General features: G+C 72.1%; 11 protein-coding genes. 6 read left to right on the forward strand and 5 right to left on the reverse strand.

Features of this window, described 5'->3' with window-relative positions; all coding sequences use genetic code 11:
- Positions 1–68: 68 nt before the first annotated feature.
- Positions 69–1,643 (reverse strand): ADP-ribosylglycohydrolase family protein, encoded by a 1,575-nt coding sequence (locus IEZ05_RS37035; RefSeq protein ID WP_373298719.1) that lies wholly within the window; start codon positions 1,641–1,643, stop codon positions 69–71.
- 255 nt (positions 1,644–1,898) lie between these two features.
- On the opposite strand from IEZ05_RS37035, the gene IEZ05_RS02625 reads away from it, so the two are divergent.
- From IEZ05_RS02625 to IEZ05_RS02635, 3 genes are all read left to right on the forward strand, one after another.
- Positions 1,899–2,630: a VIT1/CCC1 transporter family protein gene (locus IEZ05_RS02625; protein WP_189228303.1), complete on the forward strand. Its 732-nt coding sequence runs from the start codon at positions 1,899–1,901 to the stop codon at positions 2,628–2,630.
- Positions 2,631–3,060: 430 nt separating this feature from the next.
- On the forward strand, positions 3,061–7,599 hold the full coding sequence (gene gltB / locus IEZ05_RS02630) for a glutamate synthase large subunit (RefSeq protein WP_189228559.1): 4,539 nt from the start codon (positions 3,061–3,063) through the stop codon (positions 7,597–7,599).
- Positions 7,592–9,055: a glutamate synthase subunit beta gene (locus tag IEZ05_RS02635; protein WP_189228304.1), complete on the forward strand. Its 1,464-nt coding sequence runs from the start codon at positions 7,592–7,594 to the stop codon at positions 9,053–9,055. The genes gltB and IEZ05_RS02635 overlap by 8 nt, the downstream gene beginning before the upstream one ends.
- A gap of 102 nt (positions 9,056–9,157) precedes the next feature.
- Here the strand turns inward: IEZ05_RS02635 and IEZ05_RS02640 are convergent, their stop codons facing one another.
- Both IEZ05_RS02640 and IEZ05_RS02645 read right to left on the reverse strand, forming a co-directional pair.
- Positions 9,158–10,060, reverse strand: a complete 903-nt coding sequence (locus IEZ05_RS02640; protein WP_229869554.1) for a chitosanase — start codon at positions 10,058–10,060, stop codon at positions 9,158–9,160.
- Entirely contained in the window at positions 10,057–10,986 is a 930-nt protein-coding gene (locus IEZ05_RS02645) for a rhomboid family intramembrane serine protease (protein ID WP_189228305.1), read from the reverse strand. The genes IEZ05_RS02640 and IEZ05_RS02645 overlap by 4 nt, the downstream gene beginning before the upstream one ends.
- 144 nt (positions 10,987–11,130) lie before the next feature.
- Here IEZ05_RS02645 and IEZ05_RS02650 point away from each other — a divergent pair, with 144 nt between their 5' ends.
- The gene (locus IEZ05_RS02650; protein WP_189228306.1) at positions 11,131–11,859 is read left to right on the forward strand and encodes a vWA domain-containing protein; all 729 of its coding nucleotides are present in this window, start codon (positions 11,131–11,133) and stop codon (positions 11,857–11,859) included.
- A 15-nt stretch (positions 11,860–11,874) separates the two neighbouring features.
- On the opposite strand, the gene IEZ05_RS02655 is transcribed toward IEZ05_RS02650, so the two are convergent.
- Complete coding sequence (locus tag IEZ05_RS02655) at positions 11,875–12,510, reverse strand: SIMPL domain-containing protein (RefSeq protein ID WP_189228307.1); 636 nt, start codon at positions 12,508–12,510, stop codon at positions 11,875–11,877.
- Between the two features lie 27 nt (positions 12,511–12,537).
- Complete coding sequence (locus IEZ05_RS02660) at positions 12,538–13,431, reverse strand: hypothetical protein (RefSeq protein WP_189228308.1); 894 nt, start codon at positions 13,429–13,431, stop codon at positions 12,538–12,540.
- Between the two features lie 120 nt (positions 13,432–13,551).
- Here IEZ05_RS02660 and IEZ05_RS02665 point away from each other — a divergent pair, with 120 nt between their 5' ends.
- Complete coding sequence (locus tag IEZ05_RS02665; protein ID WP_189228309.1) at positions 13,552–13,899, forward strand: chorismate mutase; 348 nt, start codon at positions 13,552–13,554, stop codon at positions 13,897–13,899.
- A 168-nt stretch (positions 13,900–14,067) separates the two neighbouring features.
- On the forward strand, positions 14,068–16,656 hold the full coding sequence (pepN, locus tag IEZ05_RS02670) for an aminopeptidase N (RefSeq protein ID WP_189228310.1): 2,589 nt from the start codon (positions 14,068–14,070) through the stop codon (positions 16,654–16,656).
- Positions 16,657–16,690 lie beyond the last annotated feature (34 nt).

The raw sequence follows: 16,690 nt of genomic DNA on the forward strand, positions 1-16,690 counted from the left end.
GTCCACCTCGTCGGGGGTGGCGACGTACGCCGTGGTGGCCGGTTCCTCACCGGCGGGGCGCGAGCGCGTCACGGCCGCACCCCCGCGGTGTCGCCGTCCGGTACGGGCGTGACGAGCGTGGCGGCGTCACGCTCCGCGGGTCCGCCGCGCTCGCCGGGCCCCGGGGCGCGGCGGTCCGCGGACCTCGGCCCGACGGCGCCGCTTCCCGCGGCCCGGTCGGCGCTGTCATCCCGCGCGGGCGGGCCGGTGGCGTCACCCTCGGTGGCCCGGTCGGCGGTGCCACCCCCTGTGGGGTGGTCGGCGGCATAGCTTCCCGTGGGCCGGTCGGCGGTGCCACCCCCCGTGGCCCGGTTGGCGGTGCCACCTCGCGTGGGGAGGTCGGTGGTGCTACTTCCCACGGGTCGGTTGGGGGCGGCACCCCCTGTGGGCCGGTTGGCGACGTCGCTTCCCGTGGGGCGGTCGGCGGTGCCACCCCCCGTGGCCCGGTTGGCGGCGCCACCTCGCGTGGGGAGGTCGGTGGTGCTACTTCCCACGGGTCGGTTGGGGGCGGCACCCCCTGTGGGCCGGTCGGAGGCGTCGCTGCCCGTGGCCCGGTCGGCGGTGCCACCGCCCGGGGCCCGGTCGGTGGTGGCACCGGCCCTGGGCCGGTCGTCCGGTACCAGTAGGTCCGCGATCTCCAGCACATGGTGGCCCGCCATCGCCGGGAGGCAGGTGCCGCGGGCCGGGCCGATGGCCGCCGCCCAGTCGGCCGGGATGGCGGAGACGCCCCGGCTCGCCCCGGCCAGCGCGCCGGCCACCGCCGCCGTGGTGTCGGCGTCGCGGCCCATGTTGACGGCCGTCAGCACGGCGTCCGTGAAGTCCCCGTCGGCCGCCGCGAACGCCCCGAAGGCGAGGGCGACCGCCTCGGGGGCGAGGTCCGTCCAGGGGTAGCCGCCGATGACCACCGCGGAGCGGACCGCCCGTTCGCCGAGGTGGGCCGCCGTCATCGCGCGGCGCAGGCAGCGGGCCGTCCAGGAGTCCTCCGGGACGACGGCCAGGGCCGAGGCCACCACCGCGACGGCCGGTGCCCCCGTCATCGCCGCCGCGACACCCGCGGCCACCGCCTGGCCGCCGTAGATGCCCTCGCCGTCGTGGCTGACCGACCCGTCGACCGCCACCAGCCGGGCCGCCTCGGCGGGCCGGCCGGCCGCGAACACCCCGTGGGGCGCGGCCCGCATGGCCAGCCCGTCGCTCCAGGCGTGGCGGTGCTGGGCGGAGATGGGGGCGGCCAGCCCGCGGCGCAGGTTCTCCAGGGTGCCGCGCTCGCTGAAGCCCGCGCCCCGGAAGGGGCCCTCCTCCCGGTCCGCGATCCACTCGTGCCAGGCCGCCTCCACATGGGCCGGGGTGAGGGCGGAGCCGTGCCGGGCCAGCAGCAGGCCCGAGAAGATCGCGTACTCCGTGTCGTCCGTGCCGGACGGCCGCTCCGCCACGTAGCCCGTGATACGGCCCCAGCGGGCGCGGATCTCGGAGGGCTTCATGTTCTCGGCCGGCGCCCCGAGGGCGTCCCCGACGGCCAGGCCGAGCAGCGCGCCGCGCGCCCGTTCGCGGAGCCCGGCGGCGTCCCCCGGGGCGGGGACCGAGGGAATGCAGGCGGTGGATGCCATGCGGCCTCTCCTCTCAGGCGGCGTCCGAAGAGGCGCACAGCCCTTTGCGGAACTGTCCCCGGTGCGGCTCGCCGCGCAGCCTCGCACGCCCCAGCGTCACCCGGTCGACATATGGGCGAGCATGATCACGGATGAGCGTCGAGGGGTAAAAGCGCAGGTAAGCCCAGCCTTTCCTTGCTGGCGAGGCGGAAATTACCGACGTACATTCGGTGTTGTCGAAAAGTAGAACTCGTCCAAAATGCTGCTGGGGGACCCATGGCCATCATCGAGACCGAGGCGTCGCTGCACGAGGCGCACCGCGACAACCACACCCACCGGGACGTGAACGGCGGCTGGCTGCGCCCCGCCGTCTTCGGCGCCATGGACGGCCTGGTCTCCAACCTCGCCCTGATGACCGGCGTGGCCGGCGGTACGGCCAGTCAGCACACCGTCGTGATCAGCGGTCTCGCGGGTCTGGCGGCCGGCGCCTTCTCCATGGCCGCCGGCGAGTACACCTCCGTCGCCTCGCAGCGCGAACTCGTCGAGGCCGAGCTGGACGTGGAGCGCCGGGAGCTGAAGAAGCACCCGAAGGACGAGGAGGCCGAGCTGGCCGCCCTCTACGAGGCGCGGGGCGTCGAGCCGGAGCTCGCCCGGGAGGTCGCCCGGCAGCTGTCCCGCGACCCCGAGCAGGCCCTGGAGATACACGCCCGCGAGGAGCTGGGCATCGACCCGGGTGACCTGCCGTCGCCGCTGGTCGCGGCCGTGTCGTCGTTCGGTTCGTTCGCCCTGGGGGCCCTGCTTCCCGTCCTGCCCTTCCTGCTCGGCGCCAGTGCCCTGTGGCCCGCCGTGCTGCTGGCGCTGGCCGGCCTGTTCCTGTGCGGCGCGGTGGTGGCCAAGGTGACGGCGCGCAGCTGGTGGTACAGCGGGCTGCGGCAGCTCGCGCTCGGTGGTGCCGCGGCCGGTGTGACGTACGTCCTGGGCAGCCTGTTCGGAACGGCCGTAGGATAGCCCGGCTCGAACTTATGCGTCGGACCGCATAAGTAGTCGTTACTCGCTGGTTTCGAGTGCGTGACCACCGGGCATGAGCCGTAAGCGCTGCGGGCAACGACGCCCGCCGTGCACGCGCGGAGTGGGCGACGGCGCTCCCTCCGCCCCCCGGGCCCACGGACACCGACCTGTCCGCGTCGGCCCCCACAGCTTCCGTCGCTGGGATCCGGTACCCCCGCCGAGATCTTGCGTCGTCCGCATGGTGGAACGGATTATCCCGGTTAACGAGAACCACTCCATCATGTAACCTGCAGCAAATTTTGCACCCACGCAGAGGGCCAACGTCGTCCCTCGGCAACTTGCCAGATGCCACCTGACGACGACGGGAGAGCCGATGCGTACGCCGCGCCAGCCGTCCCAGCACTCCGCGAATGGCCAGAACTGGTCCTTCATGGATGCTCGCCCTGCTGCGCAGGGTATGTACGACCCCCGCAACGAGCACGACGCCTGCGGCGTCGGCTTCGTCGCCACCCTCACGGGCGAGGCCTCCCACACCCTGGTCGACCAGGCCCTCACCGTGCTGCGCAACCTCGAGCACCGCGGTGCCACCGGCTCCGAGCCCGACTCGGGCGACGGCGCGGGCATCCTCTCCCAGGTGCCGGACGCCTTCTTCCGCGAGGTGGCCGGATTCGAACTGCCCGAGGCCGGTGCCTACGCCGTCGGCATCGCCTTCCTGCCGGTCGACGGAACCGAGGACGCCGCCACGCGGATCGAGACGATCGCGTCCGAGGAGGGCCTCACCGTCCTCGGCTGGCGCGAGGTCCCGGTCGCCCCGCAGATGCTCGGCGCCACCGCCCGTTCGACCATGCCGGTCTTCCGTCAGATCTTCGTGACCGACGGTGCCTCGCAGGGCATCGCCCTCGACCGCCGCGCCTTCGCGCTGCGCAAGCGCGCCGAGCGCGAGGTGGGCGTCTACTTCCCGTCGCTGTCCGCGCGGACCATCGTCTACAAGGGCATGCTGACCACCGGCCAGCTGGAGCCCTTCTTCCCGGACCTGTCCGACCGCCGCTTCGCCTCCGCGATCGCGCTCGTGCACTCCCGGTTCTCCACGAACACCTTCCCGTCGTGGCCGCTCGCCCACCCGTACCGCTTCGTCGCGCACAACGGCGAGATCAACACGGTCAAGGGCAACCGCAACTGGATGGTCGCCCGCGAGTCCCAGCTCGTCTCCGACGTGTTCGGCTCTTCCTCGGACCTGGAGCGGCTCTTCCCGATCTGTACGCCGGACGCCTCGGACTCCGCCTCCTTCGACGAGGTCCTGGAGCTGCTGCACCTCGGCGGGCGCTCGCTGCCGCACTCCGTGCTGATGATGATCCCGGAGGCGTGGGAGAACCACGACTCCATGGACCCGGCCCGGCGCGCCTTCTACCAGTTCCACTCCACGATGATGGAGCCCTGGGACGGCCCCGCCTGCGTCACCTTCACCGACGGCACCCAGGTCGGCGCGGTCCTCGACCGCAACGGCCTGCGCCCCGGCCGCTACTGGGTCACCGACGACGGCCTCGTCGTCCTCGGCTCCGAGGTCGGCGTCCTCGACATCGACCCGGCGAAGGTCGTCCGCAAGGGCCGCCTTCAGCCCGGCCGCATGTTCCTCGTGGACACCGCCGAGCACCGCATCATCGAGGACGACGAGATCAAGTCCGCGCTCGCCGCGGAGAAGCCGTACGCCGAGTGGCTCGAGGCCGGCGAGATCGAGCTGTCCGACCTGCCCGAGCGCGAGCACATCGTGCACACCCACGCCTCGGTCACCCGCCGCCAGCAGACCTTCGGGTACACCGAGGAGGAGCTGCGCGTCATCCTCGCGCCGATGGCCAAGGCCGGCGCCGAGCCGATCGGCTCCATGGGCACCGACTCGCCCATCGCCGCGCTGTCCGAGCGCCCCCGGCTGCTCTTCGACTACTTCACCCAGCTGTTCGCGCAGGTCACCAACCCGCCGCTGGACGCGATCCGCGAGGAACTGGTCACCTCCCTGCGCAGCTCGCTCGGCCCCCAGGGCAACCTGCTGGACCCGACGGCCGCCTCCTGCCGCAGCGTGTCCCTGCCCTTCCCCGTCATCGACAACGACGAGCTGGCGAAGCTCATCCACATCAACGCCGACGGCGACATGCCCGGCTTCAAGGCCGCGACACTCTCCGGCCTGTACCGGGTGCACGGCGGCGGCGACGCGCTGGCCGCGCGCATCGAGGAGATCTGCGCCGAGGCCGACGCCGCCATCGAGAACGGCGCCCGGCTGATCGTCCTCTCCGACCGCCACTCGGACGCCGAGCACGCCCCGATCCCGTCGCTGCTGCTCACCGCGGCCGTCCACCACCACCTCATCCGCACCAAGCAGCGCACCCAGGTGGGTCTGCTGGTCGAGGCCGGTGACGTCCGCGAGGTCCACCACGTCGCCCTGCTCATCGGCTACGGCGCCGCCGCGGTCAACCCGTACCTGGCGATGGAGTCCGTCGAGGACCTGGTCCGCGCCGGCACCTTCCTGCCGGGCGCCGAGCCCGAGCAGGCCATCCGCAACCTGATCTACGCCCTCGGCAAGGGCGTCCTCAAGGTCATGTCCAAGATGGGCATCTCCACCGTCGCCTCCTACCGCGGCGCCCAGGTCTTCGAGGCTGTCGGCCTCGACGAGGCCTTCGTGGAGAAGTACTTCAACGGCACCGCCACCAAGATCGGCGGCGTCGGCATCGACGTCGTCGCCAAGGAGGTCGCCGCCCGCCACGCGAAGGCCTACCCTGCCAGCGGCATCGCGCCCGCGCACCGGGCGCTGGACATCGGCGGCGAGTACCAGTGGCGCCGCGAGGGCGAGCCGCACCTGTTCGACCCGGAGACGGTCTTCCGCCTCCAGCACTCCACCCGCACCGGCACGTACGACATCTTCAAGAAGTACACCGAGCGCGTGAACGAGCAGTCCGAGCGCCTGATGACGCTGCGCGGCCTGTTCGGCTTCAAGAGCGACCGGCAGCCGATCCCGCTCGACGAGGTCGAGCCGGTCTCCGAGATCGTCAAGCGCTTCTCCACCGGCGCCATGTCGTACGGCTCCATCTCCCAGGAGGCGCACGAGACCCTCGCCATCGCCATGAACCAGCTGGGCGGCAAGTCCAACACCGGTGAGGGCGGCGAGGACCCGGAGCGCCTGTACGACCCGGCGCGCCGTTCCGCGATCAAGCAGGTCGCCTCCGGCCGCTTCGGCGTCACCTCCGAGTACCTGGTCAACGCGGACGACATCCAGATCAAGATGGCCCAGGGCGCCAAGCCCGGCGAGGGCGGCCAGCTGCCCGGCCACAAGGTGTACCCCTGGGTCGCCAAGACCCGGCACAGCACCCCCGGCGTGGGCCTGATCTCCCCGCCGCCGCACCACGACATCTACTCCATCGAGGACCTGGCCCAGCTGATCCACGACCTGAAGAACGCGAACCCGCAGGCGCGGATTCACGTCAAGCTGGTCTCCGAGGTCGGCGTCGGCACGGTCGCGGCGGGTGTGTCCAAGGCGCACGCGGACGTCGTGCTCATCTCCGGCCACGACGGCGGCACGGGTGCCTCCCCGCTCACCTCGCTCAAGCACGCGGGCGGCCCCTGGGAGCTCGGTCTCGCCGAGACCCAGCAGACCCTGCTGCTCAACGGCCTGCGCGACCGGATCGTCGTCCAGACCGACGGCCAGCTCAAGACCGGCCGCGACGTCGTCATCGCCGCGCTGCTCGGCGCCGAGGAGTTCGGTTTCGCGACCGCGCCGCTCGTCGTCTCCGGCTGCGTCATGATGCGCGTCTGCCACCTGGACACCTGCCCGGTCGGCATCGCCACCCAGAACCCGGTGCTGCGCGACCGGTTCTCGGGCAAGGCCGAGTACATCGTGAACTTCTTCAAGTTCATCGCCGAAGAGGTCCGCGAGATCCTCGCCGAGCTGGGCTTCCGCTCCATCGAGGAGGCCGTCGGCCACGCCGAGGCCCTCGACGTCACCCGCGCCGTGAACCACTGGAAGGCGCAGGGCCTGGACCTGGCCCCGCTCTTCCACGTGCCCGAGCTGCCCGAGGGCGCCGTGCGCCACCAGGCCGTCGGCCAGGACCACGGCCTGGAGAAGGCCCTCGACAACGAGCTGATCAAGCTCGCCTCGGACGCGCTGGGTGCCACGGACGCCACCGACGCCGCGCCGGTGCGCGCCCAGGTCGCCATCCGCAACATCAACCGCACGGTCGGCACCATGCTCGGCCACGAGGTGACCAAGAAGTTCGGCGGCGCGGGCCTGCCCGACGACACCGTCGACATCACCTTCACCGGCTCCGCCGGCCAGTCCTTCGGCGCCTTCGTCCCGCGCGGCATCACGCTGCGCCTGGAGGGCGACGCCAACGACTACGTCGGCAAGGGCCTCTCCGGCGGCCGCGTGATCGTCCGCCCCGACCGGGGCGCCGACCACCTCGCCGAGTACTCCACCATCGCCGGCAACACCATCGGCTACGGCGCCACCGGCGGCGAGATGTTCCTGCGTGGCAAGGTCGGCGAGCGCTTCTGCGTCCGCAACTCCGGCGCGCTCGTCGTCTCCGAGGGCGTCGGCGACCACGGCTGCGAGTACATGACCGGCGGCCACGCGGTCGTCCTCGGCGAGACCGGGCGCAACTTCGCGGCCGGCATGTCCGGCGGCGTCGCCTACGTCGTCGACCTCGACCGGAACAACGTCAACGCCGGCAACCTCGACGCGATCGAGGCGCTGGACGACACGGACAAGGAGTGGCTGCACGACGTCGTGCGCCGCCACGCCGAGGAGACCGGGTCCACGGTCGCCCAGAAGCTGCTCGCCGACTGGCCGGCCGCCGCGGAGCGCTTCAGCAAGATCATTCCCCGTACGTACAAGGCAGTGCTCGCCGCCAAGGACGCCGCCGAGCGAGCCGGTCTCTCCGAGACCGAGATCACCGAGAAGATGATGGAGGCGGCGACCAATGGCTGATCCCAAGGGCTTCCTGAACCACGGGCGCGAGGTCGCCAAGACCCGGCCCGTCGAGGAGCGCGTCAAGGACTGGAACGAGGTCTACGTCCCCGGCTCCCTGCTGCCGATCATCAGCAAGCAGGCCAGCCGGTGCATGGACTGCGGCATCCCGTTCTGTCACAACGGCTGCCCGCTCGGGAACCTGATCCCCGAGTGGAACGACTACGCCTACCGCGAGGACTGGTCGGCCGCGCAGGAGCGTCTGCACGCCACCAACAACTTCCCGGAGTTCACGGGCCGCCTGTGCCCGGCCCCGTGCGAGTCGGCGTGCGTGCTCGGCATCAACCAGCCGCCGGTCACCATCAAGAACGTCGAGGTCTCGATCATCGACAAGGCGTGGGAGACCGGGGACGTCGCCCCGCAGATCCCCGAGCGCCTGTCCGGCAAGACCGTCGCCGTCATCGGCTCGGGACCGGCGGGCCTGGCCGCCGCCCAGCAGCTCACCCGGGCCGGCCACACCGTCGCCGTCTACGAGCGCGCGGACCGCATCGGAGGCCTCCTCCGCTACGGCATCCCCGAGTTCAAGATGGAGAAGCGGCACATCAACCGCCGCATAGAGCAGATGCGCGCGGAAGGCACCCGCTTCCGCACCGGCGTCGAGATCGGCCGCGACCTCAAGGCGACGGACCTGAAGAAGCGGTACGACGCCGTCGTCATCGCCGCCGGTGCCACCACCGCCCGCGACCTGCCGGTCCCCGGCCGCGAGCTCCAGGGCATCTACCAGGCCATGGAGTACCTGCCCCTGGCCAACAAGGTGCAGGAGGGCGACTACGTCGCCCCGCCGATCAGCGCCGAGGGCAAGCACGTCGTCGTCATCGGCGGCGGCGACACCGGCGCCGACTGCGTGGGCACCGCCCACCGCCAGGGCGCGGCCTCCGTCACCCAGCTGGAGATCATGCCCCGGCCGGGCGAGGAGCGGAACCCGGTCTCGCAGCCGTGGCCGACCTTCCCGATGCTCTACAAGGTCACCAGCGCCCACGAGGAGGGCGGCGAGCGGGTCTACGCCGTCTCCACGACCCACTTCGAGGGCGACGAGGACGGCAACGTCCAGTGGCTGCACATGAGCGAGGTCGAGTTCGTCGAGGGCAAGCTGACCCCGAAGCCGGGCACCGAGCGCAAGATCCCCGCCCAGCTGGTCACCCTCGCCATGGGCTTCACCGGCACCGACCGGGAGAACGGCCTGGTCGACCAGTTCGGCCTGGAGCTCGACGAACGGGGTAACATCGCCCGGGACGCCGACTTCCAGACCAATGTGCCGGGTGTGTTCGTCGCCGGTGACGCCGGCCGCGGCCAGTCGCTCATCGTCTGGGCGATCGCCGAGGGCCGCTCCGCCGCACGTGGCGCGGACCGCTTCCTGACCGGAGCCAGCGACCTGCCGGCCCCGATCCGCCCGACCGACCGCGCACTGGCGGTCTGACGGCCGGAACAACCTCACAGTCGTCCCGCACAAAGGCGTGCGGAACACTGATGGCGCCTGCCCTGTCCCCGACCGGACGAATGGGCAGGCGCCGTCGCATGCTCAGGGCAGCTTGTAGGTGTCCCCGTACATCTCCCACACCAGCGGCGTCTTCAGGTCCAGGTTCCCGGCCTCCAGGAACCGGCGCTGGGCCGTGTCGACGCGGGAGGTGTCGATGTCCGGCCGCTTGGCCAGCATCGCCTCGCGCCGGACGTCGAGGAACGCGTCCAGATAGGCCTTCTCGGACCCGCCGTCGGCCGGCGTCTTCGCCTTCTTCATCGCCAGCTCGCGCAGGCTGTAGAAGCCGTCCGCGTCGCTGTCGGGGCCGTGGAAGACCATCGCGTCGAAGTAGACGAACTGGCCCAGCGTGCCGAGCCCGTCCAGCTTGGCCAGGCGCACCGACGGCTGGAAGTAGACCCGGTCGCGCTCCTCCTCCTGCGCCTTGCGGAACGCGGGGAGCTTCGCCTCCGCCTCCCAGGCGGCCGTGAACCCGGGATCCAGGCCCTCGTGGGAGTCGGTCCCGTCGACCTCGCGCAGGGCCGGCAGGTACTTCGCGAGGCCGTTGTCCGGGTGGTCCTCGGTGTAGTGCTCGACCAGGGCGAGCAGATCGTGGGTGCCGGTGCAGAAACCGATGATGCCCGCGGTGTAGCCGTCACCCTGCCCGAGATCCTCGATGGTGCCGTAGGCGCTGCGCCAGTCCGTGGTCGAGTTCTCGGCGCTGGACACCAGCTGCTGCGCCAGCTCCTTCTTCGCCGGGGCGGCCAGCCCCGGCGGCAGGTCGGCGATCAGCTCGTCGTCCGCCTCCCGCTCCTGCTCGGCCCGGTCCTTGGCGTCCTCGCGGGAGGACTGGGTGGTCGACGTGGGCGGCGTCACCGGGGCGTCGGCCGAGTCCGTCGGCATGAGGAAGTACACCCCCGTGGCGACCACGGGGACGGCCGCGAGGAGCAGCACACCGGCACGTTTCACTGGGGAATACCTCCACCTGACAGTTCCGACACCTTGACCGCCGCCGACACCGCCAGCAGCACCACCACAAGCGCACACGCACCCGCCTGCACCAGCACCCGCCGCCCGTCGCGCGGCGCGTACGCGTACGCCGCGGCCACCGCCCCGCCCGCCAGCAGGCCGCCCAGATGGCCCTGCCACGAGGTGAGCCCGGCCGAGATCAGCAGCCACAGCAGCAGGTACGCCATGAAGCGGTTGACCGGCGCCATGTTCGCGCCGAGCCGCCGCGCCAGGACGTAGTAGGCGGCTCCGAGGCCGAAGACCGCGCCCGACGCGCCGACCGAGGGCTGGGCGGGGTCCGCGAGGAGCAGCTCCACGACGGAACCGCCGAGCGCCGACAGCAGATACAGGACGGCGTACCGGACGCGGCCGAGCATCGGCTCCACCACCCGCCCGAGCTGCCACAGCGCGGCCATGTTCATCACGATGTGGAGGACGCCGAACGTGCCCTCGGTGGGCTCCAGGTGCAGGAAGGCGCTGGTGAGCATCCGCTCCCACTCGCCGGCGACGACACCCTCGGCGTGGAAGCCCTCCGGGAACACGCCCTGGTAGACGTAGTGGCCCCCGTCCGGCCCGACCAGGCGCGCGCCGACCATCGAGAACCGGTCCACGATCCCCGGCCGCACCAGCTCACCCAGGTACGCGAGGACGTTCAGCCCGATCAGCACGTACGTCACGACGGGCGTCGCCGAGACCCGGCCGCCGACGATCGTCCGGGCCTGCCGGACCGACCGCGCGCCCTCCTTCACGCACTCCGGGCAGTGGTGGCCCACCGCCGCCTCGTGCATGCAGTCGGGGCAGATGGAGCGGTCGCAGCGGGTGCAGCGGACATGGCACTCCACCGCGGGATGGCGGTAGCAGGTGGTGACGGTGGACTCGGAATCCACGGCCGGCTCCTCGGGACGGGCGGACGGTGAGCCGGTGGGGACGGCGGCGAACAAAATATCGAAACACTGTGGAGCGGCTGAGAGGCGGGGTCCGCAGTGCCGTACGCTCGGCAGCCAGTCGCCGCCGCACGAGGGGGAGTCCGCATGGCCGCGATCAGTCTCACGAAGGTGCAGGAGACCGCGCCCGCGCTGGTCAGACTGTACAAGAGCGCCGGTGTGTCCCTGACGAAACACGGACTCGAGGGGACACGGGCCGCCGTGTACCTCGTCGTCGACTACTCGGGCTCGATGAAGCCCTACTACCAGGACGGCACCGTGCAGGCGCTCGCCGACCGGGTGCTGGGACTGTCCGCGCACCTCGACGACGACGGCACCGTGCCCGTGGTGTTCTTCTCCACCGACGTCGACGCGGTCACCGAGATCGCCCTCGCCGACCACCAGGGCCGCGTCGAGCGGATCGTGGCCGGCCTCGGGCACATGGGCAAGACCAGCTACCACCTGGCCATGGACGCCGTGATCGACCACTACCTCGACAGCGGCGCGCGCCACCCCGCCCTGGTCGTCTTCCAGACCGACGGCGGCCCGGTCAACCGGCTCGCCGCGGAGCGCTATCTGTGCAAGGCGGCGCGGCTCCCGCTGTTCTGGCAGTTCGTCGGCTTCGGCGACCCGGGCAGCCGCCAGTTCGAGTACCTGCGCAAGCTCGACGAGCTGGCCGTGCCGGACAAGCGGGCCGTCGACAACGCCGGGTTCTTCCACGCGGGCCGCGACCCGCGGCAGGTGTCCGACGCCGAGCTGTACGACCGGCTGGTGGGGGAGTTCCCCAAGTGGCTGGTGGCCGCACGCGCCCAGGGCATCGTGCGGCCCCAGCACTGACGACGGCCGCCCGGGTCAGCGCCGCAGCGAGTACCCCAGCACCACGGCCGCCGACACCTCCACCATCCCCGGCGCCAGGTCCCCGGCCGAGCTGCCGCCCCCGCCGCCGTGGCCGCGGTACTGCACGACGGACTCGGCGTCCACGTCCTGGATGTGCACCACCGGCCCCAGCCGCACGTCCGCCGCCTCCGCGTACACCTCGGCCTTCCGGCGGGCGGCGGCCACGGCCCTGCGCCGGGCCTCGTCGCGCATCGCCGGCTTGTCGTGCACGTCGAACTCCACCTGGTCGATGCGGTGCGCGCCCGCGTCGACCGCGTCCACGATCAGCTGCTGGAGGCCGTCCAGCGTCTCCGTCTCCACCGAGTACGAGGCCTGGCAGCGGTAACCGAGCAGCTTGCGCTCACCGTTGTAACCGCCGTACTCCGAGCTGAGCCTGAGCCGGGAACCCGACACCGCGGTGTCCGGTATCCCGTGCCGGCGCAGCACCTCCCGCAGCCGCGTCACCGCCGTCCCCGCCTCCCCGAAGGAACGGTCCGGCGACGGCGCCAGCACATCCACCGCCAACCTCACCCGCACCAGCTGCGGTTCCACCCGCACACTGCCCGCACCGAAAACACTGAGCCCCCAGGGCTCCCTGATCGTCTCCGTCATGCGGGCATTGAAGCAGCCCCAGCCCGCCTACGTGTCGCACTCCAGGACCGTCCGGCACAACCCGCACCGCGCCCGCACCCGCCCCCGCACCGGCACCCGGATCCGCTGGTGGCACGTCGGGCAGGCGAACGACACCCGCAGCGGCCCCCGCGCGTCCGGCATGAAGGAGTAGGGGGCGTCCGTCACGGGGGCGGCGTGCGGGTCCAGCGCGTGCCGCCGGTCCCGGGCGTACCGGCGGCGCCCCGCCCACCCGGCCGCGGTCAGCGGCGGCTGCTGCTCGTCCCGGCGGGCCCGCTCCATGCCCTTGGCGTACGCCGTGTAGGCCTGCGGACTGGTGAACCACACCGCCGGATCCTCCCCGAACAGCAGCGCCCGCTTGGCGAGCACGTACCCGAACTCCTCCGGCGTCAGATACCCCAGCTTCTGCGACGACGCCGCGTCCTCCCGGTACGCGTCCAGCAGCAGCCACCCCGCGCCCAGGTAGGCCGCCGCCGTGTCCGTGAGGATCTCGTTGTCCCGCGTTCCCGGGAAGGACAGGTCCAGGCGGTGCAGGTACACGTGCATCACCTCGTGCGCGAGGGCCGCGCCGATGTCCCGGCGATGGGTGCGGAAGCGGTCGTTCAGCTCCACGAAGTACTCCGGGCCCGCCGCCAGCTCGACATTCGCCGCATGCGTCATCTCACGGAAGGAGACGATCATCCGGGCGTCCGGCAGACGGTAGTGACGCACCAGCTCGCGGGCCACCCGCTGCGCCCCCAGATACAGGTCGTCCGTGTCGCAGAACGCCACGTCGGCCGGGGCCACGCTGGCCGAGAACGTCTGGACGGTGTCGTACGACAGACGCCTGTACAGCGCCGTGACGGCGGCCCGCACCGTCTCCAGGTGCGGGTAGCCGTGCTCGACCGGACCGCCGTTCGCCACGCCGTACCCCCAAGACGCCTGACCCTGCCTCCACTGTACGAGCCGCGCCGGGACGCCGGGCCCGCCCACGGCCTGAGACGGTGTGCGACGGCCGGCGGACCGCCCGTAGGGTGATCGCCCATGACCATCAGCAACACCGGTACCGGTGCCGCCGACCACGCCGTCCGCGAGGAGCTGGCCCGGCTGCGGGACAGCATCGACAACATCGACGCGGCCGTCGTCCACATGCTCGCCGAGCGCTTCAAATGCACGCAGCAGGTCGGCCTCCTCAAGGCCCGCCACCAGCTGCCGCCCGCCGACCCCGCCCGCGAGGCCAAGCAGATCGCCCGGCTGCGGGACCTCGCCGAGAGCGCCAAACTGGACCCGGCGTTCGCCGAGAAGTTCCTGAACTTCATCATCGCCGAGGTCATCCACCACCACGAGCGCATCGCGGAGGACACGGGCAACGGGGCCGGCGGAAGCGCATAGCCGCGGGCGGTCGTGCCTCCCCCAGTGCCCGAACGGCCTGGGAGGCACCCAGGGGCGGCACGGGTGGCCGTAGCGGCCCAGGGCGCACGCAGGCGGGCGGCACGGCGCGGACCGGACATACCCCGCGTACCGATCCGCCCCTGTGCCCCGCCCACCGCATCAGGCAGCATGGCCTGCATGTCCGTACTGACGCGCGACGAAGCGCAGACCCGTGCCCAACTCCTCGACGTCCACCACTACACGATCGACCTCGATCTGACCCGTGGCGACGAGACCTTCGACTCCCGCACCGTCATCCGGTTCACCGTCCGCGCCGAGACGGGCACCACGGACACCTTCGTCGAGGTCAAGCCCGCCGAGCTGCGCAGCGTCACCCTGGACGGACACCCCCTCGACCCGGACGGCCTGGACGAGAACCGGCTGCCCCTGAAGAACCTCACCCCCGGAGAGCACGAACTGCGCGTCGACGCGGCCATGCGCTACTCCCGCACCGGCGAGGGCATGCACCGCTTCACCGACCCCACCGACGACGAGACCTACGTCTACACCCAGCTGTTCATGGACGACGTGCAGCGCGTCTTCGCCGCCTTCGACCAGCCCGACCTCAAGGCCGTCTTCGACCTCACCGTCACCGCCCCCGAAGGCTGGACCGTCCTCGCCAACGGCATCACCGAGCACACCGGCGACGGCCGCTGGAAGGCCGCCACCACCCCCCTGATCTCCACCTACCTCGTCGCCGTCGCCGCCGGCCCCTGGCACTCCGTACGCACCGAACACCGCGGCCTGCCCTTCGGCCTCCACTGCCGCCGCTCGCTCGCCCCCCACCTCGACGCCGACACCGACGAGCTCTTCGACGTCACCCGCGCCTGCTTCGACCGCTACCACGAGAAGTTCGCCGAGCCCTACCCCTTCGACTCCTACGACCAGGCGTTCGTCCCCGAGTTCAACGCCGGCGCCATGGAGAACCCGGGCCTGGTCACCTTCCGCGACGAGTTCGTCTTCCGCTCCGCCGTCACCGACACCGAACGCCAGACCCGCGCCATGGTCATCGCTCACGAGATGGCCCACATGTGGTTCGGCGACCTCGTCACCCTCAAGTGGTGGGACGACATCTGGCTGAACGAGTCCTTCGCCGAGTACATGGGCTACCAGACCTGCGCCGAGGCCACCCGCTTCACCGGCACCTGGACCGACTTCGGCGTCACCCGCAAGCCCTGGGGCTACGACGCCGACCAGCGCCCCTCCACCCACCCCGTCGCCCCCGAGAACGTCGAGGACACCGCCTCCGCCCTCCTCAACTTCGACGGCATCTCCTACGCCAAGGGCGCCTCCGCCCTGCGCCAGCTCGTCGCCTGGCTCGGCGAGAAGGACTTCCTCGCCGGCATCAACACCCACTTCGAGCGGCACAAGTTCGCCAACGCCACCCTCGCCGACTTCATCGACTCCCTCGCCTCCGCCACCGAACGCGACGTCCACGCCTGGGCCGACGCCTGGCTGCGCACCACCGGCGTCGACACCCTCGTGCCCGAACTGCGCGCCGAGAACGGCAACTGGAGCCTCCGCATCTCGCACCGGGGCAGCGCCGGAGCCCGGTCCGCGCCCGCCCCCGCCAGCGGCACGAACAACGCCGGCCACCTGGAGCCCGGGGAAGGCACACGGCCGCACCGCATCACCATCGGCGTCTACGACCACGACCTCCACGACGCCGGCCGCCTCACCCTGCGCCAGCGCCTCGACGAGGACCTCGCCGGCGAGAACATCCTCGTCAGCACCGCCGGCCCGCAGCCCGCGCTCGTCGTCCTCAACGACGGCGACCTCACCTACGCCAAGATCCGCTTCGACGCGGAATCCTTCCGGACCATCCGCACCGCCCTGTCCGGCCTGCCCGACCCCCTCACCCGCGCCGTCGTCTGGAACGCCCTGCGCGACGCCGTCCGCGACGGCGAACTCCCCGCCACCGCCTACCTCGACACCGCCCGCGCCCACCTCCCGCACGAGACCGACCTCGCCCTCGTCTCCGGCGTCCTCGCCTTCGCCGCCGCCCAGGTCGCCGACCGCTACCTCGCCCCCGGGCAGCGGCCCGCCGCCCTGGCCACCCTCTCCGACCTGTGCCGCGACCTCATCCGCCGCACCGAGGACGGCGACCACCCCGGCCTGCGCCTGATCGCCGTACGCCACTACATCGACGCCGCCGCCCACCCCGAGACCATCGCCGCCTGGCTCGCCGACGGCACCGTCCCCGGCGGCCCCGAACTCGACCCCGAACTGCGCTGGCGCATCCTCACCCGCCTCGCCGTCCTCGGCGCCACCGACGAGACGGCCATCGCCGCCGAACTCGAACGGGACCCCAGCGCCACCGGCCAGGAAGGCGCCGCCCGCTGCCGCGCCGCACTGCCCGACGCCGAGGCCAAGAGCCGCGCCTGGGCCGCCATGTTCGCTTCCGACGACCTGTCCAACTACCTGTTCACCGCCACCGCCCGGGGCTTCTGGCAGCCCGAACAGGCCGACCTCGTCGCCGACTACGTCCCCCGCTACTACGCCGAGGCGGTCGCCGTCGCCGCCCGCCGCGGCCCCGCCATCGCCGACGCCGCCGGCCGCTGGGCCTTCCCCGCGTACGCCGTCGACGCCGACACCCTGCGCCTCGGCCAGGAATGCCTCGCCACCGCCGACCCGATCCCCGCCCTGCGCCGCAAGCTCGTCGACCAGCTCGACGACCTCACCCGCGCCCTGCGGGTCCGCGAGACCCAGGCCGGCTGACCCCGGCACGCGGCCGGCCCCCGGCACACGGAGG

The organism is Streptomyces flaveolus (assembly GCF_014648815.1).
Lineage (GTDB): Bacteria > Actinomycetota > Actinomycetes > Streptomycetales > Streptomycetaceae > Streptomyces > Streptomyces flaveolus.

Coding starts and splice junctions, on each gene's coding strand:
- gltB (WP_189228559.1), top strand. CDS start 3,061: ATGGATGCTCGCCCTGCTGCGCAGGGTATGTACGACCCCCGCAACGAG.
- IEZ05_RS02635 (WP_189228304.1), top strand. CDS start 7,592: ATGGCTGATCCCAAGGGCTTCCTGAACCACGGGCGCGAGGTCGCCAAG.
- IEZ05_RS02655 (WP_189228307.1), bottom strand. CDS start 12,510: ATGACGGAGACGATCAGGGAGCCCTGGGGGCTCAGTGTTTTCGGTGCG.
- IEZ05_RS02650 (WP_189228306.1), top strand. CDS start 11,131: ATGGCCGCGATCAGTCTCACGAAGGTGCAGGAGACCGCGCCCGCGCTG.
- IEZ05_RS02665 (WP_189228309.1), top strand. CDS start 13,552: ATGACCATCAGCAACACCGGTACCGGTGCCGCCGACCACGCCGTCCGC.
- IEZ05_RS02625 (WP_189228303.1), top strand. CDS start 1,899: ATGGCCATCATCGAGACCGAGGCGTCGCTGCACGAGGCGCACCGCGAC.
- pepN (WP_189228310.1), top strand. CDS start 14,068: ATGGCCTGCATGTCCGTACTGACGCGCGACGAAGCGCAGACCCGTGCC.
- IEZ05_RS37035 (WP_373298719.1), bottom strand. CDS start 1,643: ATGGCATCCACCGCCTGCATTCCCTCGGTCCCCGCCCCGGGGGACGCC.